The following is a 19764-nucleotide window of genomic DNA, read 5'->3' on the forward strand; positions in this document are numbered from 1 at the left end:
GTTGATAGGCCAGATCTGGAAGCCGGGTAACCGGTGGAGGTGACTGGTACTAATAGGCCGAGGGCTTGTCCATATTTGCTCGCGTCCACTGTGTTAGTTCTGAGGCAACGACCGTTGCCGTTTTGAGCAGAACGTATAAGTGAAGAGTGTGCTTGTTCGCTCGAAACCGATAGGGTTTCGGTGGTTATAGCGTGAGGGAAACGCCCGGTTACATTTCGAACCCGGAAGCTAAGCCTTTCAGCGCCGATGGTACTGCAGGGGGGACCCTGTGGGAGAGTAGGACGCCGCCGAACAATCTTTCAGGACCCTGGGTCCAGCGTTCACGCTGGACCCAGGGTCTTTTTCTTTGCCATAGCGCGTGCCTTCGCCGGGTGCGCGAGAATGACCGCAGTACCTGCAGACAGGAGTCACGTCGATGTCCACCAACTCTCCCGACGACCGTCCGGAGCGCGAGCCGCGCCGTCGAGACGGTGGTGACCGGGGCGGATTCCGGGGTGGCCGTGACGACCGTGACCGTGGTCCCCGTCGCGACGGTGACCGGGGCGGGTACCGCGGTGCCCGGGACGACCGCGGTGGTCGCCCCGGCGGCGGGTACGGCCGCCGTGATGATCGTCCGTCGTTCCGTCGTGATGATGACCGTGGTGGGTACCGCGGTGGTCGGGACGACCGTGATCGTGGTCCGCGTCGTGACGACCGCCGTGACGAACGCCGTGATGACCGCCCGTCCTTCCGCCGTGACGACGACCGCCGCGACGACCGCCGCGATGACCGGCGGGATGACCGTTCCGGTGGCGGCTTCCGGCGCGATGACCGTGGATACGGGCGCCGTGACGACCGCCCCTCGTTCCGCCGCGACGACGACCGCGGCGGACACCGCAGCTACGGGCGTCGTGACGACCGGCGTGACGAGCGCCCGTCGTTCCGCCGTGACGACGACCGGTCCGGTGGCGGCTTCCGCCGTGACGACCGCCGGGACGACCGTGATCGTGGTCCGCGTCGTGACGACCGCCGTGACGAACGCCGTGATGACCGCCCGTCCTTCCGCCGTGACGACGACCGTGGTTCCCGGTACGGCCGCCGTGACGATCGTCCGTCGTTCCGTCGTGATGATGACCGTGGTGGGTACCGCGGCGGTCGCGATGACCGTGATCGTGGTCCGCGTCGTGACGACCGTCGCGATGACCGTCCGTCGTTCCGTCGTGATGATGACCGCGGTGGGTACCGCGGCGGTCGGGACGACCGTGATCGTGGTCCGCGTCGTGACGACCGTCGCGATGACCGCCCGTCGTTCCGACGCGACGACGATCGTGGCGGATACCGGGGCGGGCGCCCCGCTGGACGGGACCGGGACCGGGACCGTGACCGCGGTGGACGGCCGGGTGGCGGCTACGGCCGCGGCCGGGACGACCGCGGCGGCTACGGGCGCCGCGACGACCGCGGCCGGGACCGCGACAGGCCCGATCGCGAGCCGATCAAGCGGCTGCCGATCCCCGAGGACGTCACGGGCGAGGAGATCGACAAGGACGTGCGGCAGGAGCTCCAGAGCCTGCCGAAGGGCCTGGCCGAGGACGTCGCGAAGAACCTCGTCATGGTCGCCAAGCTGATCGACGAGGACCCCGAGCAGGCGTACGGCTACTCCCGCGTCGCGCTGCGGCTGGCCTCCCGGGTCGCCGCCGTCCGCGAGGCCGCCGGGTTCGCCGCGTACGCGACCCAGAAGTACTCCGAGGCCCTCGCGGACTTCCGGGCGGCGCGGCGGATGACCGGCAGCGTCGAGCTGTGGCCCGTCATGGCCGACTGCGAGCGCGGACTCGGCCGGCCCGAGCGGGCGCTGGCGATGGCCGGCGAGGCCGAGGTGCAGAAGCTGGACAAGGCCGGTCAGGTCGAGATGCGGCTGGTCGCGGCCGGGGCCCGGCGCGACATGGGGCAGCTCGACGCGGCCATCGTCACGCTCCAGAGCCCGGAGCTGGCTTCGAACTCGGTGCAGTCGTGGACCGCGCGCCTGCGGTACGCGTACGCCGACGCCCTGCTGGCGGCCGGGCGCGAGGGCGAGGCGCGCGAGTGGTTCGCGAAGGCGCTCGAAGCCGACAAGGACGGGTCGACCGACGCGTCGGACCGGCTGGCAGAGCTCGACGGCGTCGACTTCGTGGACGCCCTCGACGCCGGCTACGAGGAGCAGGGCGCTGACGACGACGCCGCGGAGGCCCGTGGCGACCGTGACGCCGACACCCACGGCGACGGCGACGACGCCACGGACACCACCACGACCGGCGACGACGATGCCCGTGACGCCTGACACCGGGCGTTAGCCGGGCGAGTCACGCGAGGTAGCAGACGACAGGGCGGCCACTCCCACGAGTGGCCGCCCTGTTGCGTTTGTGCCCCGCCGCTCACTCCAACGTCAGGCTCCGCAGCACCAGCCCCGTCGCCGGTTTCGGCCCGAAGGACGTCGACTTGCGGGGCATGGTGACGCCCTCGCGGGCCAGCGCGCGGACCACCTCTTCCCGTACGGGGTGCATCAGCACCGCGGTCCCGCCGTGCCGTTCGGCCTGGGTGACCGCGGCCTGCGCGTCGTGGATGTACGCGATCTGCTCCGGGCCGTCAGGGATCCGCCACAGGTGGTCCAACAGCGTGGAGTGCAGCACGGTCGCGTCCAGGGTGCGCCACGCCTCGGGGCGGTCGGTGCGGACCGTGCTCGCCAGCAGCTCCGGATCCGGGCGGTCGACCAGGTGGAACGCGCCGTCCCCGGCCAGCAGATACGCGTTCCCCTCGGCCGCGGCGCGCGCGAGTTCGCCGAGGGCCCGGGGCAGCGGGCTGTTCAGGTGCCGTACGCGGAAGGAGTCGCCCAGCGCGTCCAGGGCCTTCGCGGTCGGCAGGTGGTGCAGCAGCCGGTGGATGGCCCGTACCCGCAGCGGGTAGCGGGCGGTGTCGACGAGCAGGACCAGGCCGTAGCTCCACGGCCCGGGCCGCCGGTGTTCGGCGCGCAGCCGCAGATAGGTGGCCCAGCGGTGGTGCCCGTCCGCGATCAGGGCCTGTCGGCCGGCGAGGTCGGCGTCGACGCGGGCGAGCGCCGCGGGCTCGGTGAGCGACCACAGGCGGTGGCTGAAGCCGTCCTCCGTCGTGGTGGCCAGCAGCGGCGGGCGCTGCACGGTCTCCTCGATCACGGCGGTCGTGCCGGTCGCGTCGCCGTCGCCGACGTAGGTGAACAGCAGCGGCTCCAAGTTGGCGTCCGTGGTGCGCATCAGCGCCGCGCGGTCGGCAACGATGTCGGCCATCACGTCCTCGTGCGGCAGGACGACGCCCTCCGCCGGCTCGGTGAGCGCGAGGGCACCGATGACCCCGCGCTGGAGGACGTCGCCGTGCCGCTGTTCGTAGACGTAGAGCGCCGGTTCGGGATCGGGGGCGAGGACGCCTTCGGCGAGCCAGCGGGCGAGGGTGTCCGCGGCCTTGCGGTGGCGGTCCTCGGGGGTGGCGGCCTGCGGGAGGATGAGCCGGACGATGTTGTGCGGATCGGCGGATTCGAGGTGGTGCAGTCCGTCGGGGCGTACGACGACGTCGTACGGGGGTGAGGTGACTGCGGCGAGTGAGCCCACCCGTTCCGGGACGTAGCGCAGTCCACGGAAGGGGGTCAGGCGCAGGCCGTCGTTGGCCGCGGGACCATCGCTCTTCATCCGTGCATCGTATGTGGGTCGGGGCGTGCGCGATGATCGGGGGAGTGACACCGACGTAAGGAGCGTTGACGGATGAGTCCCCTGAACGGGAACCGGTCGGACGGGTCGGATCGGTCGAGTCGGCCGGACCGGCCGGGTGGGAGCGCGACGCCGCTGTGCACCGCGTACGACACCGCGCTCCTGGACCTGGACGGCGTGGTGTACGCGGGCGGCGCGGCGATCGCGCACGCCGTGGACTCGCTGCTGGCGGCCCGGGACGCGGGGATGCGGCTGGCGTACGTGACGAACAACGCGCTGCGCCCGCCGGACGAGGTGGCCCGGCACATCACCGAACTCGGGGTGCCGACGGAGCCCGCCGAAGTGATCAATTCGGCGCAGGCGGTGGCCCGGCTGATCTCGGAGCAGGTGCCCGCGGGGTCGCGGGTGTTGGTGATCGGCGGGGAGGGGCTGCGGGTGGCGCTGCGGGAACGCGGCCTGGTGCCCGTGGAGTCGGCCGACGACGACCCGGCGGCGGTGGTGCAGGGGTACGGGGGGCCGCAGTTGCCGTGGGGGCGGTTCGCGGAGGCGTGCTACGCGATCGCGCGGAACGTGCCCTGGTACGCGTCGAACACCGACCTGACCATCCCCAGCGCCCGGGGGATCGCGCCGGGCAACGGCGCGGCCGTGGAGGTGGTGCGGATCGCGACGGGGGCCGAGCCGCAGGTGGCGGGCAAGCCGCTGCCGCCGATGCACCGGGAGACGATCCTGCGCACCGGGGCGCGCCGGCCGCTGGTCGTGGGGGACCGGCTGGACACCGACATCGAGGGGGCGTTCAACGGGGACGTGGACTCGCTGCTGGTGCTGACCGGGGTGACGGACGCGGCGCAGCTGTTGGCGGCCGAGCCGCGGCACCGTCCGACGTACGTGGACGCCGACCTGCGGGGGCTGCTGACGCCGCAGCCCGAGGTGACGGGCGGGCCCGAGGAGGGGTTCGCGTGCGGTGGCTGGCGTGCTGCCGTACGGGACGGGGTCCTCGTGCTCGACGAGGACGCGGGCTCGGCAGGGGACGAGGGCGGGAACGGGGCGTCGATGGACGGGCTGCGGGCGCTGTGCGCGGCTGCGTGGTCGGCCGCCGGTGACGGCTCCTGCACGGCGGACGCCGGCAAGGCGCTGTCCCGACTGGGGTTGTAGCGCCACGCCCAGGAGTCGGGCCAGAGGGTAGGCTAACCTAACTTTGCGCCGCTCGGCGGGCGGCGGACGGGGCTGGACGGACCCCTTCCGTCGAACCGTGGGACCACGATCCAGGAGTACGACCCCATGCAGCGACTCACCGCGGAATCGGTCACCCTCGGCTATGACCGGCGCGTCATCGCCGAGGAGCTGTCGGTGGCGATCCCCGACCGCTCCTTCACGGTGATCGTCGGGCCCAACGCCTGCGGAAAGTCGACCCTGCTGCGCGCCCTGTCGCGGATGCTGAAGCCCGAGCGGGGCCAGGTGCTGTTGGACGGGCAGGCCATCCACTCGATGCCGGCGAAGAAGGTGGCGCGGATCCTCGGGCTGCTGCCGCAGACCTCGATCGCGCCCGACGGGATCACGGTGGCGGACCTCGTCGCCCGGGGCCGCTACCCCCACCAGAGCCTGTTGCGGCAGTGGTCGCCCGACGACGAGCGCATCGTGCGCGAGTCGATGGCGGCCACCGGCGTCGGCGAGTTGGCGGAGCGCTTCGTGGACGAGCTGTCCGGCGGGCAGCGCCAGCGCGTGTGGATCGCCATGGCCCTCGCCCAGCAGACCCCGCTGCTGCTGCTCGACGAGCCCACCACCTTCCTCGACATCCAGCACCAGCTCGAAGTGCTCGACCTCTGCGCGGACCTGCACGAGACGCAGGGACGCACGCTTGTCGCCGTGTTGCACGACCTGAACCAGGCGGCCCGGTACGCCACCCACCTCATCGCGCTGCGCGACGGCCGGGTGGTGGCGGAGGGCGCGCCCGAAGACGTCGTCACCGCCGAGTTGGTGGAGGAGGTCTTCGGCGTACGCAGTCAGGTGATAGAGGACCCGGAGTCCGGTACGCCCCTGGTGGTGCCGGCCGCACGTCGGCGTACCGCCGCGGGCGTACGGGACGAAGAGGACCGTACGACCGCGAAGGCCAGCCAGGGCCCGGCCCCGATGCTGGCGCGGGGGTCAGAGCAGTGATCTGAGTCGGAGCAGGTCGCGGAAGCCGGCCTCCAGCCGCACCCGGCCCGTCGCCCACGCCTTCGCGAACTCCAACTCGCCGTCCACCATCGCCACCAGGTCGTCGCCGGTCATCGCTAGACGGATCTCGGCCTTCCGACGCGGCGGGCCGTCGTGCACGTCAACCACCTGGATGCGGCCCCCTTCGAGCCGGCCCGTGAAGGTGACGTCCAGGTCCTTGATGTGGCAGCTGAGGGAGCGGTCGAGCGCGGTGGCGCTGCGGACGCCGCCCTCCGCCCGCGCCAGGTTGTCACTGAGTCTGCCGAGCGCGCTGCGGCACTCTTCCGTCGTGGCCATCGTGATCGACGTTACCGCAGGGCTTCGGGGTAGCGTCGGGGCATGAACGACTCACCGGCCGGCTCACCGGCCGATCCGCCGGCCGTCCCGTCGAACGCCGTGGACCAGCCCCCGCAGCCGGCACCCGCGGCCCCCGTACCGGAGCCCGTACCGGAGCCCGTACCGGAACCAGCGGCCGAATCCGCGCCCGCCGCGCCCGCGCCCCTCGACGTACCGCGGACCCCCACCGGACACCCCGACGTGGACGCCCAACTGGAGCGCCTCGCGGACGTCGACCACCTCCCGTCGGACGGGCACCTGGAGGTGTACGAGGATGTACACGAGGGCCTGCGCACCACGCTGAGCGCGCTGGACGCCGGCGAGCACGCCCCCTCGCACCGCCCCCCGCACGACCACAGGAGCTGAACCGAACGTGGCAGGAGTCGCCCGTCGCCGTCTCGACGCCGAACTGGTACGCCGCAGCCTGGCGCGCTCGCGCGAACACGCGAGCCAGTTGATCGCCGCGGGGCGGGTGACCGTCGGAGGGAACGTCGCGACCAAGTCCGCGACCCAGGTCGAGACCGCCGCGGCGATCGTGGTCGCCGCGGCCGACGACGACCCCGACTACGTCTCCCGCGGCGGGCACAAGCTCGCGGGCGCGCTGGCCGCCTTCGGCCCGCTCGGACTGCGGGTGGAGGGCCGGCGCGCGCTGGACGCCGGCGCGTCGACCGGGGGGTTCACCGACGTGCTGCTGCGCGCGGGCGCGGCCCACGTCATCGCCGTCGACGTCGGCTACGGCCAACTGGCCTGGTCGCTCCAGAGCGACGAGCGCGTGACCGTCAAGGACCGGACGAACGTGCGGGAGCTGACGCCGGACGCCATCGACGGCGAACTGGTCGACCTCGTGGTGGGCGATCTCTCCTTCATCCCGCTGGGTCTCGTGCTGCCCGCGCTCGTCGGCTGCACCGCTCCGGACGCCGATCTCGTGGTGATGGTCAAACCCCAGTTCGAAGTGGGTAAGGAGAGATTGGGGAGTGGCGGGGTCGTCCGGAGCCCCGAGCTGCGCAAGGAAGCGGTGCGGACGGTGGCCGCCCGCGCCGCGGAGCTCGGCCTGGGAGTGCTGGGGGTCACCGCCAGCCCGCTGCCCGGGCCTTCCGGGAACGTCGAGTACTTCCTCTGGCTCAGGGCGGGCGCGCCCGAGCTGGATCCGGCGGACGTCGAACGCGCAGTGGCGGAGGGACCTCGTTGACCACACCGGCAGTGAACTCACTCGCAGCGAACACACCCGCGGTGACCACGACACGCACCGTCTTCCTGCTCGCCCACACCGGCCGCAAGGCGGCCATCCGCAGCGCGGAACTCGTCGTACAGGGGCTGTTGCGCAGCGGTCTGGGCGTCCGCGTCCTGGAGGCGGAGGCGGCCGACCTGCCGCTGCCGCCGTCCGTGGAGACCGTGCCCGAGGCGACACCCGGCGCCCTGGACGGCTGCGAGCTGCTGATCGTCCTCGGCGGTGACGGGACGCTGCTGCGCGGCGCCGAGTTCGCCCGCGCCTCCGGCGTGCCGATGCTCGGGGTCAACCTGGGGCGGGTCGGCTTCCTCGCCGAGGCCGAGCGCGACGACCTCGACCGGGTCGTCAAGCGGGTCGTGGAGCGGGCGTACGAGGTCGAGGAGCGGATGACCATCGACGTCGTGGTGCACCGCAACGGCGAAGTGGTGCACCGCGACTGGGCGCTGAACGAGGCCGCGGTCCAGAAGGTGTCGCCGGACCGGATGCTGGAGGTCGTCCTGGAGATCGACGGCCGCCCGGTGACCGCCTTCGGCTGCGACGGGATCGTCTGCGCGACGCCCACGGGCTCCACGGCGTACGCCTTCTCGGCCGGCGGCCCGGTCGTGTGGCCGGAGGTCGAGGCGCTGCTGATGGTCCCGATCAGCGCGCACGCCCTGTTCGCCAAGCCCTTGGTGACCTCGCCGACCTCGGTGCTCGCCGTCGAGGTTCAGGAGCACACCCCGCACGGCGTGCTGTGGTGCGACGGCCGGCGCACGGTGGAACTGCCGCCCGGCGCCCGCGTGGAGGTGCGCCGCGGGGCGGTGCCGGTCCGGCTCGCCCGGCTGCACCACGCCTCGTTCACGGACCGGCTGGTGGCGAAGTTCGCGCTGCCGATCGCCGGTTGGCGGGGCGCGCCGCCGCGGCAGTGAGCCGGCGCGCGGGCCGCGCCACGCGCCCGGAGGGCACCGGGGCCGTGCGCCGATCACCAGTTCTGGTGAAGCCGCGCGGGGCCCTGGTACCGGGCGCCCCGGTGGCCGCCGGGTGCGCCGCACGGCTGCGGCACGGGGCCGGCGTCGCGCGCCGGAGCCGAAACCTCGTATGGTCGTGTCCGTGTTGGAGGAGATGAGGATACGGTCCCTCGGGGTCATCGACGACGCCGTGGTCGAGCTGTCCCCCGGTTTCACCGCGGTGACCGGCGAGACCGGCGCGGGTAAGACCATGGTCGTCACCAGCCTCGGGCTGCTGCTCGGCGGACGGGCCGACCCCGCGCTGGTGCGCATCGGTGCCGGGTCGGCGGTCGTGGAGGGACGGATCGCGGTGCGGGCCGGCGCTGCGGCGGCCGTCCGCGCACAGGAGGCCGGGGCCGAACTCGACGAGGGCGCGCTGCTGATCAGCAGGACCGTATCCGCGGAGGGGCGCTCGCGGGCGCACCTCGGCGGGCGTTCGGTGCCGGTCGGACTGCTGGCCGAGCTCGCGGACGACCTGGTCGCCGTGCACGGCCAGACCGACCAGCAGGGGCTGCTGCGGCCCGCGCGGCAGCGGGAGGCCCTGGACCGCTACGCCGGCGCCGCGGTCGCCGGACCGCTGGCCGCGTACGCCACCGCCTACCGCCGGCTCCGGGCCGTCGTCGGCCAACTCGACGAACTCACCGTCCGCGCCCGCGAGCGCGCCCAGGAAGCCGACCTGCTGCGGTTCGGGCTGGACGAGATCGCGGGCGTCGAACCGAACGCCGGCGAGGACGTGGAACTCGCGGCGGAGGCCGAGCGCCTGGGCCATGCCGAGGCCCTGGCCTCCGCAGCCGCCGCGGCGCACGTCGCGCTCGCCGGCCACCCCGAGGACCCGGAGGACGTCGCCGCCACCACCCTGGTCGCCGGCGCGGGCCGGGCGCTCGACGCCGTACGCGCCCATGACCCGGCGCTCGCGGCACTGGCCGAACGCATGGGCGAGATCTCCATCCTGCTGGCGGACGTATCCGGCGAACTCGCTGGATACGCGGACAACCTGGACGCAGATCCGCTGCGGCTGGCGGCCGTCGAGGAGCGCCGGGCGGCCCTGACCGGACTGACCCGCAAGTACGGGGAGGACATCCGGTCCGTACTCGCCTGGGCCGAGCAGAGCGCGGCCCGGCTCGCCGAACTGGACGGCGACGACGACCGGATCGACGAGCTGACCGCCGAACGGGACGCCCTGCGCGAAGAGCTGTCCGCGCTGGCTCAGGCCCTGACCGACGCGCGGACCGAGGCCGCCGCCCGCTTCGCCTCGGCCGTCACCGAGGAACTGGCGTCGCTCGCGATGCCGCACGCCCGGGTGTCGTTCGCGCTCCGCCAGACCGAGGACCCGGAGGGCGTCGAGGTCGACGGACGGACCGTGGCGTACGGACCGCACGGCGTCGACGACGTCGAGCTGCTGCTCGCCCCGCACCCGGGCGCGCCGCCGCGGCCGATCGCCAAGGGGGCCTCCGGCGGCGAGCTGTCCCGGGTGATGCTCGCGGTCGAGGTGGTGTTCGCCGGGACCGACCCCGTGCCGACGTACCTCTTCGACGAGGTCGACGCCGGCGTCGGCGGCAAAGCCGCCGTCGAGATCGGTCGACGGCTCGCCAAGCTCGCCAGGTCCGCGCAGGTCGTCGTGGTGACCCACCTCCCGCAGGTGGCCGCGTTCGCCGACCGGCAACTGCTCGTGGAGAAGACGAACGACGGCTCGGTCACCCGCAGCGGGGTCACCGTCCTGGAGGGCGAGGACCGCATCCGAGAGCTGTCGCGCATGCTCGCCGGCCAGGAGGACTCCCAGACCGCGCGCGCCCACGCCGAGGAACTGCTCGCGACGGCCCGCAGCGACCGGTGACCCCGGACCGGGCCGGGCTGCGGCGGCCCGCGGGCCGGGCCGGGACGCCCGTCACGGCCTCCGCCACCGGGCGGGCGGCAGCGCCGACCTGATCGCCGGCGTAGCCGGGGGCGGGGCTTCGTTGGGGTGGCGGGTTCACCCGTGTGAGTGGTACGTGGGTGCGCGGGCCCTTGCCCCATACAGGCGCATTGCCGTAACGCCCGTACGGGCTGGCATCCTTGGCGGGTGACACAGCTGCGTACGGTCCAAGTGCTGGGCGGCGGCAGCGCGGGGAGCAGCGCGCACGTCCGGTCACTGGCCTCGGGGCTGGTGGCACGCGGCGTACGGGTGACCGTGTGCGGCCCCGCCGCGCTGGAGCGCGACTACGACTTCCCCGGCGCGGGCGCCCGCTTCACGCCCGTGCCCGGGCGGAGCGACCCCGCGGCGCTCGGGGCGCTGCGGGCGGCGTTCCTCGGCGCCGACCTCGTGCACGCCCACGGGCTGCACGCCGCCCTGCGCGCAGCCGTGGCCCTCGGTGGACTGCGCGTGCCCCTCGTTGTCACCTGGCACACCCGCTCCCACGCCGACGGAGCCCGCGGGCACCTCGTGCGGATGCTGGAGCGGCGGGTCGCCCGGGCCGCTGCCGTGGTACTCGGCACCTGCTCCGAACTGGTCGACCGGGCCCGGCGCCGCGGTGCGCGCGACGCCCGGCTGGCCCCGCTCGCAGCCCCCGTCGCCGCGAAGCGCTCCGACGCCGTCGACGGCGACCTCGCCGTGGACAAGGCGAAGGCCGAACTCGGCGTCGTCGACCGCCCGTTGGTGATGGCCGTCGGCAGCCTCGTGCCCCACCGGGGCTACGACACCCTGCTTGACGCGGCCGGCCGCTGGCGGGACCTCGGGCTCGACCCGATGCCGCTGGTCCTCATCGCGGGGGAGGGCCGTGAGCGCGCGGAACTCCAGCGGCGCATCGACGCGGAAGCCCTGCCGGTACGGCTGTTAGGGCGCCGCGACGACATCGCCGACCTGCTCGTCGCGGCGGACGTCGCGGTCCTGCCGAGCCGTTGGGAGGCGCGCTCGCTGTTCGCGCAGGAGGCGCTGCGGCGGGGCGTGCCGCTGGTGGCCACGGCCGTCGGCGGCGTGCCCGAACTCGTCGGCGCCGCCGCGGAACTCGTCCCGTACGACGACGCCGAAGCGCTCGCCGACGCGGTCGCCTGGCTGCTGGACGACGGGCCGCGGCGGGCGGAACTGGCCCGCGCGGGGCGGGCCCAGGCGGCGACCTGGCAGACGGAGGACGAGATGGTGGCGCAGGTGCTGAGCGTGTACGACGAACTCGCCCCGAGCGGATGACCCGCGCGCCCGGCGGGGCGCGGCGGCGCCGTGACGGCGTCTGCGGCCCGGGCTCGTCGTAGGGCGGCGGTGGACGCTCGGCGACGTACGCCAGCAGGCGTCGATGGCCGCGGCACCTTGTTCGGAGGGGCCCTTGCTCCGACCGTCGAGCCGCTAGGCTTTCAGTGTGACTGACATCACCACGGTCGGTCGGGCAGGGTCACGTGCCGCCCGTACCGGTTGGTTAGTGTGGCGGATCTTCAAACAGCGTCGTCTGCTCTACCACTTGCGGTTCCAAGCCGTCATGGCGGCACTGCGGTTCGAGGACGACACCGGTCAGCTGACGGCACCTCGTGTCAACGAAGCGGCGCGGCGCCTGTGCGAGATCCTCGACGTCACCGCCGTCCCCATGGAGTTGCAGGACGGCCTCCTCAACAAGTGGACGCGCTGGTGGCGCGAGAAGATCACCCAGGGCATCCGCTACCCCCGTCACGAAGGCCCGGCGCGGCACACGTTCTACGACCGACTGTACGAATGGGCCGAGGCCGCCGCGCGGAGCGGCGAGGGCGACGCGGCACTGACCTATGCGGGATTCCCGTCCGGGGACCAACGCGCCCGGCTGTTCGCCGTCAGGGTCGTGGCGGAGACCTCGGGCCTGCTCCTGAGCCACGGCTTGCCCGATTCGTTGAACCGGCTGCGCGAGAACATGGCGGCGGAGGTCCATCTGGACCGCACGTGGGCCCAGCAGGCAGCCGCGCATCGACGGATGACGGTCATGGCCCGGTCCGCCGGCGCCGGCCTCGCCTCCACCCTGCTGTTCGACGTGGGTTTCGGCCAGGACCTCCCCGGGTCCCTCACCATGGGCGGTCTGGCCGTCGCGTCGACCGCCTTCGCCGAGTACACCAGCGGAGGCTTCGGTGCGACCACGCAACCGATGAAGGCCGCTCGGCGACAGGTCCGCACCTGGCTCTCCACGATCTCCCTCTGGCTCATCCAGTACGTGACGTGGCCGGACGGCGACTCCGACGCCGCAGCCGACCGGGCCAGGCGGGAACTGCGGGGGATCGTCGACATCGTCAACGTGCTGAGGTCGGGGGAGGCCGTACTAGAGCCACGCGGTGACACCGCCCTCATCAAGGAGCACCTGGGCAGTCTGATCGACACGGCCAACAGGGTGGGGGACCGGGCTCTCGAAACAGCCCTGATGAACCTGCAGACCGCGGTCCTGTACGACCCGGGGCGGGTGGTCGATCCCCTGACGGAACTGATGATGCTGGTCGGCGGCGAGTCCGACGCGCCCACCCCCAGACCTGGGGTCCGTCCGGGCGGGCTTCCCCCGGGGCGGGAAATCCCCCATCAGCCCGACCCGAGGCATCCGATGACCGAGCCGGAACTCGGCTAGGTCGTGTCTGACAAATAACGTCGTCCGCCCCCGAGGGCGGGTGCCGCGGCCCAGACGGGATTTGTCAGACACGGCCTAGGGGGCTTCTGACATCTGGCGGGGCGTCAGGGCAGGTGGCGGCGGGCGCGGAGTGCGAGGCTGAGGGCGAGGACCGTCTGCGGGTCGTCGAGGTCCGCGCCCAGCAGGTCCGCGATGCGGGCCAGCCGGTTGTACAGCGTCTGCCGGTTCAGATGGAGGTCGCGCGCCGTCTCCGCCTTGCGGCCCGCGTGCGTGAGGTAGCTCTCCAACGTCGGCAGCAGCGGCGGGCGGGAGGTCGCGTCGTGGGTGCGCAGCGGGCCGATCGCCCGCTCCACGAAGGCCGCGAGGTCCGGATGGTCCCGCAGTCGCCACAGCAGCAGCTCGGTGTCCAGGCGGCGGGCGTCGTACCAGGGGCGGTCGGTGAGGCCCTGCGCCGCCGTCGCCGTCTCCGCGGCGTGCCGCAGGCTCGCCGGGACCGACGACCAGCCGACGGCCCGGCCCACCACCACGACCGGGGGGTGCGCACCCGCCCGCTCCAGGCCGGCCCGCTCCACGCCGGCGCGCAGCGCCGCGGCGATCCGGTCCGCGACCGTCTCCCGGTCCGCTTCGGAACGCAGCCCGGCCAGCAACGGCACCCGGCCCTCCACCGGCCGTACGCCCAGCAGCACGGGCACGCCCACCGCGGCCAGCTCTTCCTGTACGGAGTGGGCGAGCGCCGCCCAGGTGCCCGCGGGTCCTGCGGGCGGGGAGAGCCGCATCACCACCGGCAGCAGCGGGCCGTCGCCCGGCTTGAAGCCGAGGACCCGCGCCTGCGCCGGCGCGTCCTCGACCGAGGTGCGGCCCTCGGCGAGGTCGGAGAGGAAGTCGCCCCGGCCGCGCGCCGCCAACTCCTCCTCCTGGCGCGCCTGCATCAGCACGACCGCGAGGAGCCCCGCCGCGCGCTCCGCGGCCATGCGGTGCACGGTCAGCAGCGGGGAGCCGACGGAGGGCAGCACGAGCCGGGCCCGTACCGACGCCGAACCCTGGCCGCCGCCGGGGACGTCGACCACGACGGTGCCGGCGGGCGGCGACTCGCGCGCCTCCCGCTGCCCGCGCAGCCCCTTCCAGACCTGGAGCGGATCGGCGCCGGCGGGCGCGGCGCCGGAGCCCGCCGCGTACAGCAACTCGCCGTTCACGGTCTCCAGGAAGACCGGGCTGGCGGCGAAGTCCGCGAGGATGCGCAGCACCTGCGGGACCCCGCCGCCGTCGAGCAGCACCTCGGTGCAGCGGCGGTGCACCTCCTCGGCGCGCCGCAGCAGGGCGTAGTGCCCGTTGACGATCTCGGTGTGGACCTCTTCGGTGACCGAGACGAACGGGACCTCCCGGTGGAGCTGGACCAGCGGCAGCCCGGCGGAGCGCGCGGTGTCCACGATCGCCGCGGGCAGCCGGCTGAAGCGCGGCCCCAGCTCCACCACGAGCGCGGCGATGCCCCGCTCCGCGAGCCGGCTGACGAACGCGCGCTGCTCGGCGGGTCTGGTGCCCAGGCCCAGACCCGTCGTCAGCAGCAGCTCGCCGCCCTTGAGGAGCGAGGCGATGTTCGGGACCTCGCCGGCGTGCACCCAGCGCACCGTGCGGTGCAGCCGGTCCGCGCCGGCGACGACCTCCGGCAGCCCGGCGCGCAGCCCGGGCAGCTCCAGCGCCCTGCGCACGGTGATGCCGCCCTGGGGCTCCGGTGAGGTCTCCACGGACACGACCTAGCCGCCGTACGCGCCCGACGCCGTCAGCCGCAGGGCGGTGTCGATCAGCGGCACGTGGCTGAACGCCTGGGGGAAGTTCCCCACCTGGCGGCCCAGCCGCGAGTCCCACTCCTCCGCCAGCAGCCCCAGGTCGTTGCGGAGGGCGAGCAGCTTCTCGAACAGCTTGCGGGCCTCGTCGACCCGGCCGATCATCGCGAGGTCGTCGGCGAGCCAGAACGAGCACGCGAGGAACGCGCCCTCGTCGCCCTCCAGACCGTCGACCCCGGCCTCCTCGCCGGCCGTGGGGTAGCGCAGCACGAACCCGTCCTCCGTGGACAGCTCCCGCTGGATCGCCTCGATGGTGCCGATGACGCGCTTGTCGTCGGGCGGCAGGAAGCCCATCTGCGGGATCAGCAGCAGGGAGGCGTCCAGCTCCTTGGAGCCGTAGGACTGGGTGAAGGTGTTGCGCTCCTTGTCGTAACCCTTCTCGCAGACGTCCCGGTGGATGTCCTCGCGCAGCTGGCGCCAGCGCTCCAGCGGGCCGTTGACGTCGCCGGACTCGATGAGCTTGATGGTGCGGTCCACCGCGACCCAGGCCATCACCTTGGAGTGGACGAAGTGCCGGCGCGGGCCGCGGACCTCCCAGATGCCCTCGTCCGGCTCCATCCAGTGGTCCTCCAGGTACTCGATCAGCTTGAGCTGGAGGAGGGAGGCGTAGTCGTTGCGCGCCAGACCGGTCATGTGGGCCAGGTGCAGCGCCTCGGTGACCTCGCCGTAGACGTCGAGCTGGAGCTGGTGGGCGGCGCCGTTGCCGACGCGTACGGGCGTGGAGCCCTCGTACCCCGGCAGCCAGTCGAGCTCCGCCTCGCCGAGCTCGCGCTCGCCCGCGATCCCGTACATGATCTGGAGGTTCTCCGGGTCGCCGGCGACCGCGCGCAGCAGCCACTCGCGCCAGGCGCGGGCCTCTTCGCGGTAGCCGGTGCGCAGCAGCGAGGAGAGGGTGATGGCGGCGTCCCGCAGCCAGGTGTAGCGGTAGTCCCAGTTCCGTACGCCGCCGATCTCCTCCGGCAGGGAGGTGGTGGGGGCGGCGACGATCCCGCCGGTGGGCGCGTAGGTGAGTGCCTTGAGCGTGATCAGGGAACGGACGACGGCCTCCCGGTAGGGGCCGTGGTACGTACAGTGCTCCACCCACTCGCGCCAGAAGTCCTCCGTGGCCACCAGCGACGCCTCGGGCTCCGGGAGCGCCGGCGGCCGGTGGTGCGAGGGCTGCCAGGAGATGGTGAAGGCGATCCGCTCACCGGGGGCGACCGTGAAGTCGGAGTAGGTGGTGAGGTCCTTGCCGTAGGTGTCGGCGGGGGAGTCGAACCACACCGAGTCCGGGCCGGCGACGGCGACCGTGCGGCCGTCCACCTTGTGGACCCAGGGCACGATCCGTCCGTAGCTGAAACGCATCCTCAGCGCGGAACGCATGGGCACCCGACCGCTGACGCCCTCCACGATCCGGATGAGCTGCGGGGCGCCGTCGCGGGGCGGCATGAAGTCGGTCACGCGGACGGTGCCGCGCGGGGTGTCCCACTCGGACTCCAGGATCAGGGAGTCGCCCCGGTAGCGGCGGCGGTCGGCGGCCGGCGGCCGGTCACCGTCGGCGGCCGGGGCGGGACCCAGTCTCCAGAAGCCGTGCTCCTCGGTGCCGAGGAGTCCTGCGAAGACGGCATGCGAGTCGAAGCGGGGCAGGCACAGCCAGTCGGCTGTGCCGTCCCGGCAGACCAGCGCCGCGGTCTGCATGTCTCCGATGAGTGCGTAATCCTCGATGCGCCCGGCCACGTGCATCTCCAGTCGAACGGCCACGTCCGCCCCGTAGGGCGCTTGCTGTGGTCGAGGACGCGTCCTTGCGCGCACGGGGCCCTTCTGACCTGCGGGAAAATGGCTCCATGCCGTCCCGCCCGTCGTCCGTCGCCACCCTGCTCTGATGCGCTTCACGCGCCCCTCGGCATCGCTCAGCAGAGCGAGTGTCCGAGCAGGATACGACGCAGCGGAGGCATCCGCGTGCTGGTCTTGACAACGTGCGTCATCCGAACGAGTGAGCCAAGGGTGAGCAGCAGTTGAGGGGCGGTTGAGAGCGAGGTGAACACGTGATGCACGGTGGGTGACGGCACCCGGCGCGGGGCCTTCGTACGGCTTTCGCAGCGCCTTCGTGCCGCTTCCGTACGGCCCTCCCGCGGCCGTGGCGGGCCAGTCGACGACGGTGCGCGCACGGAGCGTGGCGCGGGGTGCGCGGGCGCGTGGCCGGAAGCGGCCTCCCTGTGGCGCTGATACCCTGGTACCCCGTGGACCGGTGGCCTGCCCGAGGGAGAACCCTCGGGAGACTCAGCCCCGAAACCGCAGCGACGGCACCCCCCGACCCCGAGCCGGTTTCGGTGCGGGCCGCCGGTACGCACCTCACCTCGCGACCACGGGAGCCCCAACTTGGCGATGCCGCCCAACACCATGACGACCAAGCACATCTTCGTCACCGGGGGTGTCGCCTCCTCCCTCGGCAAGGGCCTCACGGCCTCCAGCCTGGGTGCGCTGCTCAAGGCCAGGGGCCTGCGGGTGACGATGCAGAAGCTCGACCCGTACCTGAACGTCGACCCCGGCACCATGAACCCGTTCCAGCACGGCGAGGTGTTCGTCACCAACGACGGCGCCGAGACCGACCTGGACATCGGCCACTACGAGCGCTTCCTCGACGTCGACCTCGACGGCTCGGCGAACGTCACCACCGGGCAGGTGTACTCCCAGGTGATCGCCAAGGAGCGGCGCGGCGAGTACCTGGGCGACACCGTGCAGGTCATCCCGCACATCACCAACGAGATCAAGAGCCGCATCCGGCGGATGGCGACCGACGACGTCGACGTCGTCATCACCGAGGTCGGCGGCACGGTCGGCGACATCGAGTCGCTGCCGTTCCTGGAGACCGTGCGCCAGGTCCGCCACGAGGTCGGCCGCGACAACGTCTTCGTCGTGCACATCTCCCTGCTGCCGTACATCGGCCCGTCCGGCGAGCTGAAGACCAAGCCCACCCAGCACTCGGTGGCCGCGCTGCGCAACATCGGCATCCAGCCCGACGCGATCGTGCTGCGCGCCGACCGCGAGGTGCCGACCGCCATCAAGCGCAAGATCTCGCTGATGTGCGACGTCGACGAGGCGGCCGTGGTCGCCGCCATCGACGCCAAGTCGATCTACGACATCCCCAAGGTGCTGCACACCGAGGGCCTCGACGCCTACGTGGTGCGCAAGCTGGACCTGCCCTTCCGTGACGTGGACTGGACGACCTGGGAGGACCTGCTGGACCGGGTCCACAACCCCGCGCACGAGGTCACGGTCGCGCTCGTGGGCAAGTACATCGACCTGCCCGACGCCTATCTGTCGGTGACCGAGGCGCTGCGCGCCGGCGGCTTCGCCAACCGGGCGCGCGTCAAGGTCAAGTGGGTCACCTCGGACGAGTGCAAGACCCCGGCCGGCGCCGCCAAGCAGCTCGGCGACGTGGACGCGGTCTGCATCCCCGGCGGCTTCGGCGACCGCGGCGTGAGCGGCAAGGTCGGCGCGATCCAGTACGCCCGGGAGAACAAGATCCCGCTGCTCGGCCTCTGCCTGGGCCTGCAGTGCATCGTGATCGAGGCGGCGCGCAACCTCGCCGCGATCACGGACGCGAACTCCACCGAGTTCGACCCCGCCACCTCCCACCCGGTGATCTCCACCATGGAGGAGCAGCTGGCGTACGTGGAGGGCGCGGGCGACCTCGGCGGCACCATGCGCCTCGGGCTCTACCCGGCGAAGCTCGCCGAGGGCTCGATCGTCCGCGAGGTGTACGACGACCAGCCGTACGTGGAGGAGCGCCACCGCCACCGCTACGAGGTGAACAACGCGTACCGCGCGGAGCTGGAGAAGAAGGCGGGCATCGTCTTCTCCGGGACCAGCCCGGACAACAAGCTCGTCGAGTACGTCGAGTACCCCCGCGAGGTGCACCCCTACCTGGTCGCCACCCAGGCCCACCCGGAGCTGCGCTCCCGGCCGACCCGCCCGCACCCGCTCTTCGCAGGGCTGGTGAAGGCGGCCGTCCAGCGCCAGGCCGACGCCTGACGATCAAGGCGATACGGTGGATCGGGGTACGCGTCGCTGAAGGCGCGTACCCCGATCGAGCATGTGGGAGGACCGACTCATGAACGAGACGACCGGGGCGGGGCCAGGGGCCGGGGCCATCGTGGACGTGCCGGAGGAGTGGCGCGTCACGGCGACCGTGACCCCCTTCGAGGGCAACAAGACCAGCGTGCGCACCGACGACGTGGTCATGCCCGACGGCTCGGTCGTCCGGCGGGACTACCAGGTCCACCCCGGCTCGGTCGCCGTCCTCGCCCTCGACGACCAGGACCGGGTCGTCGTGCTGCGCCAGTACCGCCACCCCGTGCGGCAGCGGCTGTGGGAGATCCCGGCCGGACTGCTGGACGTGCCGGGGGAGAACCCCCTGCACGCGGCGCAGCGCGAGCTGTACGAGGAGGCGCACGTCAAGGCCGAGGACTGGCGCGTCCTGGTGGACGTCTACACCACGCCCGGCGGCTGCGACGAGGCCGTACGGATCTTCCTCGCCCGCGATCTGTCGGTCGCCGAGGGGCAGCGGTACGCCGTGTCGGAGGAGGAGGCCGACATGGAGCTGGCGCGGGTGCCGCTCCAGGACCTGGTGCGCGGCGTGCTCGCGGGGGAGCTGCACAACAACTGCCTGGTGGTGGGGGCCCTGGCGGCGGCTGCCGCGCGCGCCGGCGACGGGTTCGACGCGCTGCGCCCGGCCGAGGCGCCGTGGCCGGCCCGCCCCTTCACCGTCTGACGTCCCTGCTCCGTCTGACGCGCCCTCACCCCCGCGCCCCGTTCGGCCCATCCAGTCCGATGATCTGTAGATGTTATTGATCCGATCGGATGATTCGTCGGGCCTGCTCCGCACGATCCGTTGCAGAGAGTGAACTACGCTCGGAACGCCCGTGCGGATTCCCGGCGGGCTCGGCTCGTGCACGGACTGGACGGGAGCGT

The 19764-nt window shown here is 72.9% G+C and carries 16 protein-coding genes and 1 rRNA gene; 13 read left to right on the plus strand and 4 right to left on the minus strand.

What is annotated here, in order from left to right:
* The first annotated feature begins 176 nt into the window (after window positions 1–176).
* The 3 genes from rrf (at window position 177) to ABZ842_RS10820 (ending at window position 2293) form a co-directional block, all read left to right on the plus strand.
* Window positions 177–293, plus strand: a 5S ribosomal RNA gene (rrf, locus tag ABZ842_RS10810).
* 207 nt (window positions 294–500) lie between these two features.
* The gene (locus ABZ842_RS10815; RefSeq protein ID WP_361535198.1) at window positions 501–1604 is read left to right on the plus strand and encodes a hypothetical protein; all 1104 of its coding nucleotides are present in this window, start codon (window positions 501–503) and stop codon (window positions 1602–1604) included.
* The gene (locus ABZ842_RS10820) at window positions 1526–2293 is read left to right on the plus strand and encodes a hypothetical protein (RefSeq protein WP_361535201.1); all 768 of its coding nucleotides are present in this window, start codon (window positions 1526–1528) and stop codon (window positions 2291–2293) included. Before ABZ842_RS10815 ends, ABZ842_RS10820 begins: the two co-directional genes overlap by 79 nt.
* 94 nt (window positions 2294–2387) lie before the next feature.
* On the opposite strand, the gene ABZ842_RS10825 is transcribed toward ABZ842_RS10820, so the two are convergent.
* The gene (locus ABZ842_RS10825; RefSeq protein WP_361535204.1) at window positions 2388–3668 is read right to left on the minus strand and encodes a DUF1015 domain-containing protein; all 1281 of its coding nucleotides are present in this window, start codon (window positions 3666–3668) and stop codon (window positions 2388–2390) included.
* A gap of 72 nt (window positions 3669–3740) precedes the next feature.
* Between ABZ842_RS10825 and ABZ842_RS10830 the strand changes: the two genes are divergently transcribed.
* Together ABZ842_RS10830 and ABZ842_RS10835 are read left to right on the plus strand one after the other, a co-directional pair.
* A complete protein-coding gene (locus ABZ842_RS10830; protein WP_361535207.1) occupies window positions 3741–4838 on the plus strand; it encodes an HAD hydrolase-like protein in 1098 nt (365 codons plus the stop codon).
* Window positions 4839–4964: 126 nt separating this feature from the next.
* Complete coding sequence (locus tag ABZ842_RS10835) at window positions 4965–5840, plus strand: ABC transporter ATP-binding protein (protein WP_361535210.1); 876 nt, start codon at window positions 4965–4967, stop codon at window positions 5838–5840.
* Here ABZ842_RS10835 and ABZ842_RS10840 read toward each other — a convergent pair.
* The gene (locus tag ABZ842_RS10840; protein WP_361535213.1) at window positions 5829–6176 is read right to left on the minus strand and encodes an SCP2 sterol-binding domain-containing protein; all 348 of its coding nucleotides are present in this window, start codon (window positions 6174–6176) and stop codon (window positions 5829–5831) included. The two genes, ABZ842_RS10835 and ABZ842_RS10840, sit on opposite strands and share 12 nt — an antisense overlap.
* A gap of 42 nt (window positions 6177–6218) precedes the next feature.
* On the opposite strand from ABZ842_RS10840, the gene ABZ842_RS10845 reads away from it, so the two are divergent.
* From ABZ842_RS10845 to ABZ842_RS10870, 6 genes are all read left to right on the plus strand, one after another.
* Window positions 6219–6581, plus strand: coding sequence for a hypothetical protein (locus ABZ842_RS10845; RefSeq protein ID WP_361535216.1), 363 nt, complete (start codon window positions 6219–6221; stop codon window positions 6579–6581).
* Window positions 6582–6588: 7 nt separating this feature from the next.
* The gene (locus ABZ842_RS10850) at window positions 6589–7404 is read left to right on the plus strand and encodes a TlyA family RNA methyltransferase (protein ID WP_361535219.1); all 816 of its coding nucleotides are present in this window, start codon (window positions 6589–6591) and stop codon (window positions 7402–7404) included.
* 11 nt (window positions 7405–7415) lie between these two features.
* Window positions 7416–8351 carry an NAD kinase gene (locus ABZ842_RS10855; protein WP_361535222.1) on the plus strand — a complete coding sequence of 312 codons (936 nt, stop codon included), beginning with the start codon at window positions 7416–7418 and terminating at the stop codon, window positions 8349–8351.
* Window positions 8352–8520: 169 nt separating this feature from the next.
* A complete protein-coding gene (gene recN, locus ABZ842_RS10860) occupies window positions 8521–10263 on the plus strand; it encodes a DNA repair protein RecN (RefSeq protein WP_361535225.1) in 1743 nt (580 codons plus the stop codon).
* 225 nt (window positions 10264–10488) lie between these two features.
* Window positions 10489–11589 (plus strand): glycosyltransferase family 4 protein, encoded by a 1101-nt coding sequence (locus ABZ842_RS10865; RefSeq protein ID WP_361535228.1) that lies wholly within the window; start codon window positions 10489–10491, stop codon window positions 11587–11589.
* A gap of 283 nt (window positions 11590–11872) precedes the next feature.
* A complete protein-coding gene (locus ABZ842_RS10870) occupies window positions 11873–12970 on the plus strand; it encodes a hypothetical protein (RefSeq protein ID WP_361535231.1) in 1098 nt (365 codons plus the stop codon).
* Between the two features lie 104 nt (window positions 12971–13074).
* On the opposite strand, the gene ABZ842_RS10875 is transcribed toward ABZ842_RS10870, so the two are convergent.
* Together ABZ842_RS10875 and ABZ842_RS10880 are read right to left on the minus strand one after the other, a co-directional pair.
* Complete coding sequence (locus ABZ842_RS10875; RefSeq protein WP_361535234.1) at window positions 13075–14712, minus strand: PucR family transcriptional regulator; 1638 nt, start codon at window positions 14710–14712, stop codon at window positions 13075–13077.
* 9 nt (window positions 14713–14721) lie between these two features.
* On the minus strand, window positions 14722–16527 hold the full coding sequence (locus ABZ842_RS10880; RefSeq protein ID WP_361535902.1) for a glycoside hydrolase family 15 protein: 1806 nt from the start codon (window positions 16525–16527) through the stop codon (window positions 14722–14724).
* Window positions 16528–17175: 648 nt separating this feature from the next.
* Between ABZ842_RS10880 and ABZ842_RS10885 the strand changes: the two genes are divergently transcribed.
* Both ABZ842_RS10885 and ABZ842_RS10890 read left to right on the plus strand, forming a co-directional pair.
* Window positions 17176–18825 carry a CTP synthase gene (locus ABZ842_RS10885; protein ID WP_361535904.1) on the plus strand — a complete coding sequence of 550 codons (1650 nt, stop codon included), beginning with the start codon at window positions 17176–17178 and terminating at the stop codon, window positions 18823–18825.
* Between the two features lie 79 nt (window positions 18826–18904).
* Complete coding sequence (locus ABZ842_RS10890) at window positions 18905–19564, plus strand: NUDIX hydrolase (RefSeq protein ID WP_361535237.1); 660 nt, start codon at window positions 18905–18907, stop codon at window positions 19562–19564.
* Window positions 19565–19764 lie beyond the last annotated feature (200 nt).

The organism is Streptomyces sp. NPDC047315 (genome assembly GCF_040643215.1).
In the GTDB taxonomy this organism is placed as follows: domain Bacteria; phylum Actinomycetota; class Actinomycetes; order Streptomycetales; family Streptomycetaceae; genus Streptomyces.